The sequence below is a fragment of the Moorena sp. SIOASIH genome (assembly GCF_010671925.1).
In the GTDB taxonomy this organism is placed as follows: Bacteria; Cyanobacteriota; Cyanobacteriia; order Cyanobacteriales; family Coleofasciculaceae; genus Moorena.
Genome location: NZ_JAAHIH010000005.1, coordinates 37,178 through 50,877, shown reverse-complemented (window position 1 = coordinate 50,877; position 13,700 = coordinate 37,178). Strand labels below are relative to the sequence as shown.

General features: G+C 42.1%; 10 protein-coding genes and 2 pseudogenes. 4 read left to right on the top strand and 8 right to left on the bottom strand.

Annotation, left to right across the window (positions count from 1 at the left end; translation table 11 throughout):
• Positions 1–57 precede the first annotated feature (57 nt).
• Positions 58–306 carry a Ycf34 family protein gene (locus tag F6J90_RS27335; RefSeq protein ID WP_044492409.1) on the bottom strand — a complete coding sequence of 83 codons (249 nt, stop codon included), beginning with the start codon at positions 304–306 and terminating at the stop codon, positions 58–60.
• A gap of 215 nt (positions 307–521) precedes the next feature.
• Between F6J90_RS27335 and F6J90_RS27330 the strand changes: the two genes are divergently transcribed.
• Positions 522–1,793 (top strand): CCA tRNA nucleotidyltransferase, encoded by a 1,272-nt coding sequence (locus F6J90_RS27330; RefSeq protein WP_293100911.1) that lies wholly within the window; start codon positions 522–524, stop codon positions 1,791–1,793.
• A gap of 128 nt (positions 1,794–1,921) precedes the next feature.
• On the opposite strand, the pseudogene F6J90_RS27325 reads toward F6J90_RS27330, so the two are convergent.
• The 5 genes and pseudogenes from F6J90_RS27325 to F6J90_RS27310 form a co-directional block, all read right to left on the bottom strand.
• Positions 1,922–2,053: pseudogene (locus F6J90_RS27325) on the bottom strand (hypothetical protein); the annotation flags it as partial.
• Positions 1,998–2,117: pseudogene (locus tag F6J90_RS43765) on the bottom strand (hypothetical protein); the annotation flags it as partial. The pseudogenes F6J90_RS27325 and F6J90_RS43765, both read right to left, overlap by 56 nt.
• Positions 2,118–2,172: 55 nt before the next feature.
• Entirely contained in the window at positions 2,173–4,290 is a 2,118-nt protein-coding gene (locus F6J90_RS27320) for a response regulator (RefSeq protein ID WP_293100905.1), read from the bottom strand.
• A complete protein-coding gene (locus F6J90_RS27315; protein WP_293100903.1) occupies positions 4,274–4,483 on the bottom strand; it encodes an ATP-binding protein in 210 nt (69 codons plus the stop codon). Before F6J90_RS27315 ends, F6J90_RS27320 begins: the two co-directional genes overlap by 17 nt.
• Positions 4,484–4,546: 63 nt before the next feature.
• Positions 4,547–5,917 (bottom strand): transposase, encoded by a 1,371-nt coding sequence (locus tag F6J90_RS27310; protein WP_293100900.1) that lies wholly within the window; start codon positions 5,915–5,917, stop codon positions 4,547–4,549.
• A 301-nt stretch (positions 5,918–6,218) separates the two neighbouring features.
• On the opposite strand from F6J90_RS27310, the gene F6J90_RS27305 reads away from it, so the two are divergent.
• Both F6J90_RS27305 and F6J90_RS27300 read left to right on the top strand, forming a co-directional pair.
• Entirely contained in the window at positions 6,219–6,458 is a 240-nt protein-coding gene (locus F6J90_RS27305) for a hypothetical protein (protein ID WP_293100897.1), read from the top strand.
• Between the two features lie 231 nt (positions 6,459–6,689).
• Positions 6,690–7,124, top strand: coding sequence for a helix-turn-helix domain-containing protein (locus F6J90_RS27300; protein ID WP_293100894.1), 435 nt, complete (start codon positions 6,690–6,692; stop codon positions 7,122–7,124).
• On the opposite strand, the gene F6J90_RS27295 is transcribed toward F6J90_RS27300, so the two are convergent.
• The gene (locus tag F6J90_RS27295) at positions 7,117–13,251 is read right to left on the bottom strand and encodes a hybrid sensor histidine kinase/response regulator (RefSeq protein WP_293100891.1); all 6,135 of its coding nucleotides are present in this window, start codon (positions 13,249–13,251) and stop codon (positions 7,117–7,119) included. The genes F6J90_RS27300 and F6J90_RS27295 overlap by 8 nt on opposite strands.
• 11 nt (positions 13,252–13,262) lie before the next feature.
• Positions 13,263–13,439: a hypothetical protein gene (locus tag F6J90_RS27290; RefSeq protein WP_293100888.1), complete on the bottom strand. Its 177-nt coding sequence runs from the start codon at positions 13,437–13,439 to the stop codon at positions 13,263–13,265.
• Between the two features lie 124 nt (positions 13,440–13,563).
• Between F6J90_RS27290 and F6J90_RS27285 the strand changes: the two genes are divergently transcribed.
• Complete coding sequence (locus F6J90_RS27285; RefSeq protein WP_293100885.1) at positions 13,564–13,695, top strand: hypothetical protein; 132 nt, start codon at positions 13,564–13,566, stop codon at positions 13,693–13,695.
• Positions 13,696–13,700: the final 5 nt, after the last annotated feature.

The window sequence follows — 13,700 nt, the reverse complement described above, 5'->3', positions numbered from 1 at the left end:
ACATGAACGCTTTGAGTGTGGGGCTTCTTTTGCCGGAAGCTAAAATTCACAATGGGATCAGGTTGGTACCAGCTCACCAGGACGAAGCTTTGCCCACTTCCCAGTTTCCTGCTTAAAGCTATTACACCCGACAACGTCCCATTCCATTTCTATTATATCTTCAGTAGAACGGATATTGACATTGATGGTGGGCTCAACCGCTTCAAAGTTAGGAGATTCCGTCAGGTGAGGTACCTGATGCTGGGTTTCCACAGCATGGTATGTAGTACAGCGGTCTACATAGTGGCAGTTAATGCAAATACACATTGCTTAAACTCCATTTCCTTTATGTTAGCATAGCTCAAACCAAACATTTATTCGCTAGCTTATAAGATCAAATAGTTAACTATTGGCTACTTTGTTTGCTACTTTTCCAAAACTATTCTGTTTCCGATTCCAAAGTTCCGAAATTCTTAAATTCTCTGTTCCAGTTTACCACAATTGATATATAGTATTCATTCTGAGATTTCAGAAAATGACTAATGACTAATTACCAAACTGCTCTATCACCCCAAAATTGGCCGTTTAACTGGGAGTTACTCCCTTCTGACGCTTGCTTGGTGGGTGGTGCGGTTAGGGATGCTCTGATCAACCGACAGTCAGATTACCTAGACTTAGACTTTGTTTTACCCACTAAAGCAGTACGGACAGCAAGCAAGCTAGCAAGACGTTATAAGGCCGGATTTGTGGTTTTGGATGCCCAGCGTCAAATAGCTAGGGTAGTGTTTGGCAACGCCACAGTTGACTTTGCTCAACAGGAGGGGGATAGCTTAGAGGCTGACTTACATAGGCGGGATTATACGATTAATGCGATCGCATTTAATCCCCACACCAAGCAATTCATTGATCCATTACAGGGTATCTTGGATTGCCGTAAAGGGATAATCCGGATGGTGTCACCAGAAAACTTACAAAATGACCCATTACGATTACTGCGGGGTTATCGACAAGCCGCTCAGTTGGGTTTTGAGATTGACCCAGCCACCCAGTCAGTGATAAGAAAGGTAGCACCGTTATTGAGCCAAATCGCAGCAGAACGGGTACGGACAGAATTGGGCTATCTCCTCAAGTCACCTCAGGGTGTACCTTGGCTAAAAGCGGCCTGGGAGGATAATGTATTACGACCATGGCTGCCTGATGCCACGGCTGAGGGTTTAGAGCACATGGCAGCAGTTGAGCAATCCGCTGTGGTACTGGCAGAAACCTGGCCTAAGCTTGGGGTGGAATTGAACTTACGGGTGACTAAGCATTCTTTATCGTTGCTAAATCTGGCTAAGGTAGCAAATTTATTATCATCAATACCCGCAGTTGCTGAACAACAGCTGTTAGCCTTAAAGTACTCTCGTGTTCAGACTCGGATAGTAGTCAGGGCAATCCAACATTTGCCCCAACTGCTGTCTTATACTACTGCCAACGAGATCCCATTACGGGATCAGTATTTCTTCTTTCTTAACGTTGGAGCTGTATTTCCTGTGGTAGCGCTTTTGGCAGTTGCCAGGGGAATGGCTGTGGATACTATAGCACCCTTGATTGAGCACTATTTGAATCCCAATGACCAGGTTGCCCATCCGACACCGCTGGTTACTGGTAAAGATTTAATCAAATCTCTTAAGTTATCCCCTAGTTCTAAAATTGGTGAGTTACTGACTGAGATTCAAATTGCACGGATTGAGGGCAATATCGATAGTATTAAAGCTGCTCTGGAATTTGCCGCCAAGCTGGACTCAATTAACTGTGGCTCTCAAGAAAAATAACAAATGACACATGATATTAAATCCGGTTGAATCATTATCCTAAGCATTGAGCTATCAGCTATCAGCTATCAGCTATCAGCTATCAGCTATTAGCTAATGCGCTACGCGCACGCTAGGCGAACAGCTTTTTAATAAAATAAGCTGACCACTGACCACTGACCACTGACCACTGACCACTGACCACTGACCACTGACCACTGACCACTGACCACTGACCACTGACCACTGACCACTGACCACTGACCACTGACCACTGACCACTGACCACTGACCACTGACCACTGACCACTGACCACTGACCACTGACCACTGACCACTGACCACTGATAGCTTACAGCTGACAGCTGAATGCTTAAAAATTACCTAATTAAATGTAAATTTAATCAATATAGTCTTTAATAAAGTTGCGAAGTTTTTTCATATTAAAATTATCAGTAAATTGATAAATATTTTTGGCAAATATCGTAAATCGCTCATCCAATTGTTCCAGTTTTTCTACTTCTTGGTTGATAGCAAAAACATTGCCTCTCTTGGCCAGTTCATAGAGTTGAACTAGTACATCAGCTGGAGGAGGTACTATCCCTTCTTCTGAACTATCCTCAGAAGATGAATCAATTGTGGTTTGTGGGTCTGATTCAAACTCTTCATACACCCATTCCAGTTGCAGATACTGCTGTAACTTTAACAGTAATTCTTCAACTTGTAATGGCTTAGTAATAAAATCATCACAACCCGCCTGCCGACTTTTTTCCTGATAGGAATCAAATACGCTAGCTGAGAAGGCAAACACCACAATATTCTTCAAGTCTGGTGTAGAACGAATGCGCTTAGTCATTTCAAAGCCATCTAGCTCAGGCATGACCACATCAGCCAGAATAAGGTCTGGTTTTTCCTTGGCTGCTTGCTCTAACCCTTCAAGTCCGTTACTTGCCTCTAGCACCTTAAATCCTAGCGGTTGCAACAACTGAATGATCACAGAGCGATTTTCCCATTTGTCGTCTACTATCAATATTTTTGGGGATGCTCCAGTTAAACCAATAATTCTTCTTGGAGAGACTTGACAAGTATACTCACCAATCTCTGATACAGGAAACTCTATCTCTAGAGAAAAAATACTGCCTTGCCCAAAGGTACTCTCAACTTTAAGACTACCCCCCATCATGTTGACAATTCTTTGGGTAATAGTTAATCCGAGTCCAGTTCCTTCAGCACGGTGAGACCTATCTCCTACTTGTTCAAAGGGCAAAAATATTTTTTCTAGTTGTTCTTCTGGCATACCTATGCCTGTGTCTTCAACTGAGAACCGGACTTGGGCGAAGTAAACTTGTGCTGAATCTTGCCTTACCCTTATTCTCTCAACCTTAAAGATGACTCTACCTTGGTCAGTAAACTTAATAGCATTTCCCAGTAAGTTTAGCAACACTTGTCGCAGACGTTTCTCGTCAACAGAGATACTATTGGGAATTTTATAACAGGGTTGGTAAATAAAGGAAATTCCTTTTTGCTGAGCTTTAATATGGCAAACGTCTACCACCTCGATCAGAAAGTTATGAAAATTTATATCTATGGGTGAAAGTTCCATTTTTCTCGCTTCAATTTTAGAGAAGTCGAGAATGTCGTTGATCAGATTTAGTAGGTGTTTGCCACACTGGTAAATAATTCTAATCGCATTTTTTTGTTGGGGAGTTAAGATTCTGTCCTGCTGGAGAATTTGCGCATAACCTAAGATACCGTTGAGAGGAGTCCGCAGTTCATGACTCATATTGGCGAGGAATTCACTTTTAGCTTGATTGGCAGCATCAGCGACTTTTTTAGCTTTCTCTAATTCCTGGGTGCGGGTTTGAACTAATTCCTCTAAGTTCTGATTAAAATCCTGTAATTGTGCATAAAGTGTTGATAATTCTTGACGACTATGTTCGATAGTGATAAGATCACGGTAAGATCTCAACGCTGTAATCGCTGTTGTCACTAACTTGTGTCGAGTCAGTTCAACTTTGAGCTTATAATCGTTGATATCGTAATTTAGAATAACTGATTCTTCAGGGGCTTCCCCCGGCTGACCAGTGCGTAAAATAATCCTCACCAATTTGTTGTTTAGCTCCTCCCGAATCGATTGGGCAACTCTTAATCCGGCATCATTGGTTTCCATTACCACGTCTAACAACATGAAGGCTGTATCGGGATTATCCGCAATTAATTGTTTGGCTTCGTCAGCAGAATAGGCAGAAATAAAGATTAAGGGTTTGTCATCAAATGTGAATTGTTTTAAGGCTAGCTTGGTAACTTTGTGGACTTTGATATCATCATCCACTATCATCATTTTCCAAGCGGTTTTACTTTCCTCTGACTGATTATAGTCTTCCGTTTCATCAAAAACTAATTCTTCATCTTCATCAAAACATAATTCTTCATCATCCTCGAAAATCAGGTCTTGATCCTCTTCAAAAACTACCTCCTCATCATCAGTAGTTATAACCTCATTAATTTGGTTGAGCATTATCATACACCTCATCCTTGGATTCTTTGATTGCTGGAAAAGTCATCACAAATTGTGTTCCTACACCCACTTCACTTTCAGCCTTGATTGTCCCTTGCAGCTTTTGAACCACTAAGTTATTGACAATATGTAATCCTAGACCACTTCCTCCTTGATGTCTAGCTGTTGTAAAAAATGGTTCAAAAATTCTCATGAAGCTTACCCCACCTGGCTGTCGCCGTTCGCATAGCGTGGCCTACGGCCAGGTGGGGGTGTCCTATGCTAATCTAAGGCTATCCCTAGCCCATAAGTCACATAAACAAGCCCAGCTTCTAGGCGATCGTCCAGAACTTTTGCTGGAACGACCCTCACTACCATTTCTGTGAGTGAGTTTAAACACGCCTCTAGCACCGATGTTGTAAGCGCCGTTTAGATCGGCATTGAACCGCTTACCTGAGGAGAAGGTTGCTAGGGCATAATTATTAGAGTCACGTTTGACCTTGCCGGAACCATCAAAGGCGAGCTTGGAGGTGTAAGCTGCTACAACCTCTATTACTTTGCCGCCCAATTCTGCCCATTTCATCTCAGTAAAATCGCGAATTTTTGCCTTGAGCCATCCATGAAACTTTTGCCGGAGGTTAGACCGCTTCCGTCCCCCTTTAGGCTTCCATCCTTTGAGATTCTCAAACACAATCGCTTCAGAGTTAAACTCTTTAGCAATCTCAACAATTCGTTTAGAAACTACATGGCTTATTTGGCTGTTGATTCTTCGGCATTTTTGATAGGTCACAGAGCAAAACCCTTTGTGAAGTTTTCCTCCTTTGCCCATGGTCTTGGATGCCCGTATAGATACGGACTTTAGTCGCTTATCCCGACGGTCTATGTCTCTTCCTGGGTGTATAAATTCCCTGTGGATTACAGTGCCGCTGTGGGTTACAACTGATATTGTCGCAGTAGTATTAATTCCCAGATCTACTGCTGTCACATTAGCTTCTGGTTTCCGTTTTTCTGGTTTACAACTAAACGGAACTGACAAATGACAGACCCTTTCATTGAATATCAATGAAGGCGATAGCATTTTATTATTAGCACAGGCGTGTCTTTCTCTTAGGCCGGTAATTTGAACTGTAGTCCAAACCCAATTATTACCGTTGAATACCTTGATTTCGACTTGGTTAAAGCCATGTAATTTATAGCATTGACCCTTGTATAAAGCTGGGTAGCAACCAGTATCAGCATTCAATTTCGGAGGACTAGCGCTGCGTCTTTTTCTAGTGCCCGCTTGCCATTCTCGGTAACGGGTCACAAAACTACTAACCTGACCGGCAGCAAAAGCGATTCGGCGTAGCCGACGCTTCGCGAACGCAGCTCGACGGTAGTAGCTAGGAAATTTGTAAAAAGCTTGATTAAACTGAGGATATTTTATATTAGGATGCTTGGCAGTCTGATGCATTAAGCGTTCGACAGCAGGAGTTAGCTGATCTGCTGTCAAACAACCTAATTTAGACCAGTGAGTATAGATGATACCAACCAAATATTGACAAGCATGGCGATAAACTTTAACCGTCTCCCCAAATAGTATTTTTTGTTCGGTAGTCGGGTTAAGTCGCCACTTATCAGTTCTTATTACTTTGGTCGGCGTTTTCACTAGTCGAAAAAATTGTTTACAGTTAACATTTTAGCCTATATAAAATAAGACGGCAATCGAATAATTGGTATCCAAGGCTTGGCTATTGGTAACAGCGTGGACTAACCCCCACCGTGGGCTACCGAAGTGGGGGAATGCGTCTCACGGTTTGTTCAAATTGTCTTTAACAATCCCACAACCGTCATCGGTATATTCAACGATTACCTGCTCCCACCAGTCTTGGCTAAACTATAGCGCTAGTTATATAATCAGCATTTCCGGGAATTAACTATAGCGCTAGTTAAATAAGGATATCGATGGGGTGAACAACACTCACGATGCGATTGGCCTACGGCCACGCTACGCGATCGCATTACTGATCGCTCAACTCCACTCTCGATGCGATTGGCCTACGGCCACGCTACGCGATCGCATTACTGATCGCTCAACTCCACTCTCGATGCGATTGGCCTACGGCCACGCTACGCGAACGCATTACCATCGGTCACTTACTATAGCTAATTTGGAGTCTCAAAACCTAATAACTATAGCGCTAAATTAAATCTCCACCTTTAATATCCTCTATATCCCATAACAATTAAGTAGCTCAAATAAGGTTAGCGCTATTTAATTGCTCCTTAGGATAGTTGCTGATGTCGAACTTAGGTTTTAAGGGTCTTGGTGGGTAAGTCCTGATCCGATCGTTAATTTTATTAATTTTTGTAAATAGCTACCACATTATCGAAATTATGTGTTTAAATAAGTATAGCGCTAATTAAAAGGAGCAACAATCATGATCATGGTCGGTACCACTCAAGCAGCTTATCTTCTAGGTATTTGTGTCCAACGAGTTCGCCAACTCCTTAAAAACGGCAGAATCAAGGGCGCTCAGAAGGTTGGCAGATTTTGGCAAATTCCCCTATTTAACGGCATGCCCAAGGTCAGTGCCGGTCGCCGTGGACCAAAAGGAACTTGGAGAAAAGTGCGCCAAAAGGCCGCCAGTTACATCCACGTCAACCAGAACATCATTAAGCAAAATAAAAAGTACGGCACCTACAAGCCTGTGCTCACGGTAAAACAAGGCAACCGCAACACCTACGGTCATTATGTGGAAATCAACGGACCATCTCGGTTAGTCTATCAGCCCAATTGTCCCAAAAATTGTGGAGCTACCGTGTGGCTGGAAGTTGATCCTTCTATTGAAATCCTCAGCAAAGTTTTTAGTTAGAATTGGACATTGATAGATTTTCTTCTACCAAAGCCAAAATCTCCGCTTCTTGAAAATCTTGTGCTAATTCCTTGAGTTTGTTGGCAAAAGGAAGGTATTTATCGTCCAACTCCTCAAGATAGACCGCTCGTTCACAAATTTTCCTCATACTCCCAAGCATCGCTAACTCATATAACACTTCCATTTCCGAGTTTGGGGGAATTATAAATGATTCATTTAATACTTCCTCTAATGATTCTTTTGTGGAGGAATTGGCTACTGGTTGAATATCAGATTTTTGACGCGCAGCAGTGTCTTCATAGATCCACTCTAAAGCTAAATGCTGCTCTAATACTTGGAGTAACTGTAGTTGGTCTACTGGTTTAGAAATAAAATTATCACAACCAGCTATCCTGCTCTTAGTTTCATCCATCTCCCAGATGCTGGTTGAAACCGCTACAATGGTTACATTCTGGATTTGAGGTATCTGTCGAATTTCCTGGACAGCTTCAAAACCGGTTTTGACAGGCATAACTAGGTCAGTCAAAATCAAGTCGGGTTGGATTTGGCAAGCCAGTTGTACTTCTTCGAGACCATTGTTTCCTAAAACCACCTCAAATCCTAACGGCTCCAGCATGTTTTGCAAGACAGCACGGTTTTCGAGTTTATCATCTACTACCAGTATTTTGCGGCGAACTCCTTCATAACCAATTACCTGACCGACTAAATTCAGTTCTTTTTTCAGAGCTATTTCCAAAGTTGGGAAGGTGACATCCAACCAAAACGTGGAACCTTTACCCAGCTCACTCTTAAGGTTTAATTCTCCCTTCATCAAGTCGATCAGTTTCTGGCTAATAGTTAAACCCAAGCCTGTACCATCGGCACGGTTGTGGATATCTCCAACTTGTTCAAAGGGTTGGAAAATTGTTTCTAACTGCTTCTGAGTCATTCCCACTCCTGTATCAATCACCTCGAAACGTAGAGTCTGGGGATGATTGACCTGATGGTTAATCCCTCCATTTTGGTTCTTGAGTACGCTGACTTTAAAGGTTACTTGACCACGATCAGTAAATTTGACGGCGTTGCCGAGCAGGTTGAGAAGTATCTGCCGCATTCGCTTCTGATCGGCTTGAATCCCAGAGGGGAGATTATCCCCTGGCTGGTACTTGAATAAAATATCTTTTTCTAATGCTCTCATGCCGATAATTCCTACTACTTCTTCCAGAAACGTGGGCAAATGCCAGTCAGTAGGATATAGTTCCATCTTGCCAGCTTCAATCTTGGCAATGTCGAGGAGATCGTTGATTAGAGTTAATAGATGGTTGCCACTTTGGTAGATAGTTTTTAAACCATTGGTTTGACGAGGATTTAAATTGCGATCGCGCATTAAGATTTGGGCGTAGCCGAGGATGCCATTGAGGGGAGTGCGGAGTTCGTGACTCATGTTGGAGAGGAAATCACTCTTAGCTTGGTTAGCCACTTCTGCTGCCTGTAAAGCCTTCTGTAGGTCTTGGGTTCTTTCGTCTACTTTCACCTGTAGACTTTGAGCCAATGCTTCGAGCTGTTCGTAAAGTCGAGCGTTCTGTAAGGAAATTGCGGCTTGAGAAGTCAGCAGATTTAACACTTCTAATCGGTCTGGTGTAAAGGCTCCTGGAGTTAGATTATTTTCTAAATAGAGAATGCCGACCAACTTGCCCTGGTTTAAGATCGGACTACAGAGGACAGATTTGGGCTGGCGGGTCTGTAGGTAAGGGTCGTTAGCAAACTTGGAGTCAGCACCGGCATCATTGAGAACTAAATTCTCGCCAGTACGAGCCACATAGTTAATCAGGGCTTTCGGTAACTGGTCACTGGTGGCGACTGGGATTGACTGCAACCGAATCTGGTCAACTCCCTCAACCTCTTTAGTGGCTTCTATGAACAGTTGATGATCTCGTTCTAACATTAAACAACCAAACTCCGCTCCAGCATTCTCTACCACAATTTCCATCAACTTATTGAGGAGATCAGCTAGGACGATTTCCCCAGAAATAGTTTGAGATGCTTTTACTACTGTGTTTAAATCCAGTATTAGGTCTGACCTAGTGCTGCTGGTAGTAGTACTGCTAATAGTTTGGGTTGAAGACAAGGAAGACTGCTGGGTTCTTTTAACCAGTAAGTCGGGATACTTCTGTTCCAAATCTTCGACTTTACGTCTTGCCCCCCAAAGCTGATAGTTATAGTGAGCTTTATTAATGTAAATTTGAGCAATGTCTGCTTTGCCTCGGCTTAACCAAAACTTAGCGGCTAATTCATTAGCTAAGGCTTGATTTTGGATAAAGCCATTGTCTTCAGCGGATGCGATCGCTTGGTCATATAACTTGATTGCCTCTAGATGCTGACCAGATAAACGAGCCATCTCTGCTGCTACCAACAGATAGTGATGCTGGAAGTTCTCAGGACAGTTATCTGCCCAACGTTTCATTTGTTCTTGGTTGGTTAACAGCTGCTGCCAATATTGTTTTTTCTCAACCTCTGACGCCGAGGGGTAGAGACTAGCTAAACTCAGGGATTCGTAGAAACTTTTGACAGCCACCTGAAACTTACTGGTGAGCACAGCAATAATTTTTTCGGCTTTTTCTGAATAATCAAGGGATTGACGTGGTTGGTCATACCAATACAGAAGTATGGATTTGAGGATATAATAGTGGCAAAGGGCATAGTCACCATGATCACAGTGGCAATTTTCTAGATACTGAGATTCTGTGAGGTCTTCGATATCAAAGGAAAATTTATCGCTAGTTTTTCCCAAAAGGTTATACAGAACAAGCTTTAACGCTAAAAATGAATCTTCAGCTAAACGATTATGAGTTTTTTGAGCTAATCCTAAGTACTCAGGTAACTCTTCTATAATTTTTGATAATTTTTTTCCCCAATAAAATGGATTAATTACTTTATAGATCACCAGATACCCGAGAAACATAGCGTTTCCCGAAGCTAAAGCGGCCTGTATTCCCTCATCTAAAATCTGCTCCGATTCTTTTAATGGATTCACCCAAGGATAAAAATTATTGGCCAATATATAACAAGTCTGAGCTACTTTATCTAATTGGTTAAATCTCTTACTCAAATTGAGACCAAGCCAGCCAATTTCATAGCCTAATTGAGAATCCCCTAACTCCGTACTGACCAACATCCCGTAAACCATAAAACCAAAGGCTGATTCAGCCACCATGCCATATTGGCAAGACAGCTCGACAATTTTAGACCCTAACCAAAAGTGTAATTGGTTTTGCTTGGTAATATAAGAGGGAGGTAGCAGGCAATTTAATAACTTAATTATATTCTTTTGAATCAATTCCTTCGCCTCTGGTTCATTCAGGAGCACACTGATGGCTTGACCCTGAGTTTTGTGGTTAATTTGCTGTCTAACACGTTCTAAGTATACTGATATAGTCTGTAGCTGGTCTGGTTTTGGCCAATCTATTCCTAGCAGAGGGAGAGCTTGTTTGCCAATTTCAATTGCCCTATGCTCCTGGGATATCACGGTGTGGTGTCGAATACTTAACCAATAAATATCTGCCTTGTCTACTACAGACTCTACGCGAGATAGGAGCAAGTTAATTAATTTGTCTGCCTGCTCGAAATTATTATCAAATTGCTCGGTCTCTGCCAGTTGCTTATACAAAGCATAGGTGAGAGAGTAGTGAGTTTCCCAAGCATTATCCTCAAGATAAGCGATGCCTAGTTTAAAATAGTCTTTGGCTGCTTGATAAGCTATATTTTCCTTAGCTTTTTTACCGGCTTCTAAGTTCAACTGAGCCAAATCCGTTCTTTCTGTAGGATCTGGGATCGCATCTTGAGCTACGTTAAGATGATTGACCAGTTCAAACACCCTTTCTTCGCGCTCGGTCTCTGAGAGATTAGTGCGCAAAAGCCGTCCAATCCTCAGATGAACTTTCGTTTTCTCCTCCTGATTGATTAACCCATAGGCCGCTTGTTGTACTCGGTCATGGAGAAATTTAAAATTGAGAATGACCAGTTGAGACTCGATAATTTCTTGATCACTAGTTTTCAGCTCAGATGTTGGCAATACTAATCCTTCTTGTATAGCACTCAGTAAATCCCTAAAGGTATCTGTTAAGGATTTTTCATAGACAATTGACAGAGTAGTGAGGTTAAAATAATTACCGACACAAGCAGCTAGTTGCAACACCTTCTGGGTAGTAGCTGGTAGTTTTTTGAGCTTCCTCACCATCAACTCTACCACATTATCAGTAATACCTACTGCCTCAATTTCAGAAATATCCCACTGCCATTGAGCTTGATGTCCATCTTGAGGAGCCTTAAACCTTAGTAGGTTTTCGGTGTGAAGTGTTTGGAGAAACTGATTGACAAAGAAAGGATTACCAGCGGTTTTATTCACCACCAAGTTTGCTAATGGTATCACTGACTCTGGCTGAGCTTGTAAGGTATCCGCAATTAGTTGATTGATCTGGTTTTCTTGTAAAGGAGCTAAGGTAATTTTATCAAAGGTAACCCCCAATTCCCCCAGCTTATCTAGGGTTAGCATCAGCGGATGAGTAGTGTTGACTTCGTTATCCCGATAAGCACCAATTAACAATAAGTACTCCGTTTCTTCATTAGTCATGATTAGCTCAATCAACTTCAGTGTAGCTATATCTGCCCACTGAAGATCGTCAAGGAAAATGACTAGGGGATGCTCCTCAGCACAAAAGAGTTTGATGAAGTTCTGGAAAACTAAATTAAAGCGGTGTTGAGTCTCAATAGGGGGAAGAGTTGCTACGGTGGGCTGTTTACCAATAATTAGTTCTACTTCAGGAATCACATCGATGATAACCTGTCCATTAGGATTGAGTACTGCTAGGAGTTTTTCTCGCCACTGGTTGAGTTGCTCTTCTGGTTCACTGAGCAGTTGTTGGACTAAACTAGAGAAGGCACTGACAATAGCAGAGTAGGGGATATTGCGCTGAAATTGGTCAAATTTTCCAGAAATAAAGTATCCTCGTTGCCTAGTGACCGGTTTGTAAATTTCCCGTACTAGTGCTGATTTACCAATGCCAGAATAACCACTCACTAGCATCATTTCAGTTCGAGACCGGGGATTGCTCAAATTTTGGACTGGTCTGGAGCTGAAGTTAGATTTTTGATGTTCATAGGCTTTGCTAGTTGCGATCGCTGCGACTCGCTCAAAAGCAGCTAGCAGCATCTGGACTTCTTGCTCTCTACCATAGAGTTTCTGGGGAATGTGAAAGGTTTCCGAAATGTCTTGAGTACCTAGGGGAAATGGTGGGATTTTGCCAGTGGTCTGTAACTGGTTCAAGCATTCTTCTAAATCCGCTTTAATGCCCCAAGCACTTTGATAACGCTCCTCAGCGGTTTTTGCCATTAATTTTAGGACAATATCTGACAAGAGTTGAGGAATCTCTGGAGAGGTTAAGGTTAAGCTCTCTAGTTGATGGGGAGGGATAGGTTGTTTAGCAAGATGACAATGGACTAACTCCATCGGCTCAGTACTCTCAAAGGGGAGTTTGCCTGTGAGTAATTCATAGAAGGTAACCCCAAGGGAGTAGAAATCTGTACGGTAATCTAGGCAACGGTTCATTCTCCCAGTCTGCTCTGGGGAAATATAGGCTAATGTTCCTTCTAGAACATGGGGATTTTTTAAGGTGGGAGTTTCCCTGAGTAACTGGGTAGAAATGCCAAAGTCGATAATTTTGATTTCCCCCGTGTCTGGGTTATAAATGATATTACTGGGATTAATATCTTTATGGATAATATTCACCCCATGAATAGCCCCTAAGCTATCAGTGATTTGGATAGCTAATCTCAAAAATTCTTCTAGGGTAAACTGGCGTTTAGTTAGCCAATTAGTTAAGGAGTATCCTCCAAAATCCTCGAAGATAATAACCAGCGTACTATGATACTTCTGCAACTCATAGGCTTTGATCACTCCGGCAAAATTTAGAGAGTGATTGAGTTGATATTCTTGTTTATATCTGGTCAACTCTGATTCGGTGGGATAATCTTGCTTGAGGACTTTGATGATCACCGATTGATGGTCGTTATCTCTGATGCCACGATAAACGATTGAATTAGAACTTTCGTACAGTTTAGTGTTAACTTGATAGCCGTTAATAGTAATCATAGATAGTTGGTTTAAGGGAATCGGGAGTAGGGAGTAGGGAGTAGGGAGTAGGGAGTAGGGAGTAGGGAATCGGGAACAGGGAACAGGGAATCGGGAATCGGGAATCGGGAATCGGGAATCGGGAATCGGGAATCGGGAATCGGGAATCGGCAGCAGTAGTAAATATATGAGAGTGTTTTTTTTATCAATTTAAATTTTGTTTTATGATATATTGTAAAAGGCGATAATTATTATTATTGTTAATAATATTTTTTCTAAAGCTTAACTCATTTAAATTTGGTTTGGCAACAAGATATAGCGTTTTTTATAGCTATGAAGTACACAGAATTTTTTTCCACTTCCGTTCCCCCCTTATTAAGGGGGGTTAGGGGGGATCCCTCTTCTGACTTACCTACTCCCGACTCCCTACTCCCTACTCCCTACTCCCTACTCCCTACTCCCTAAAATCG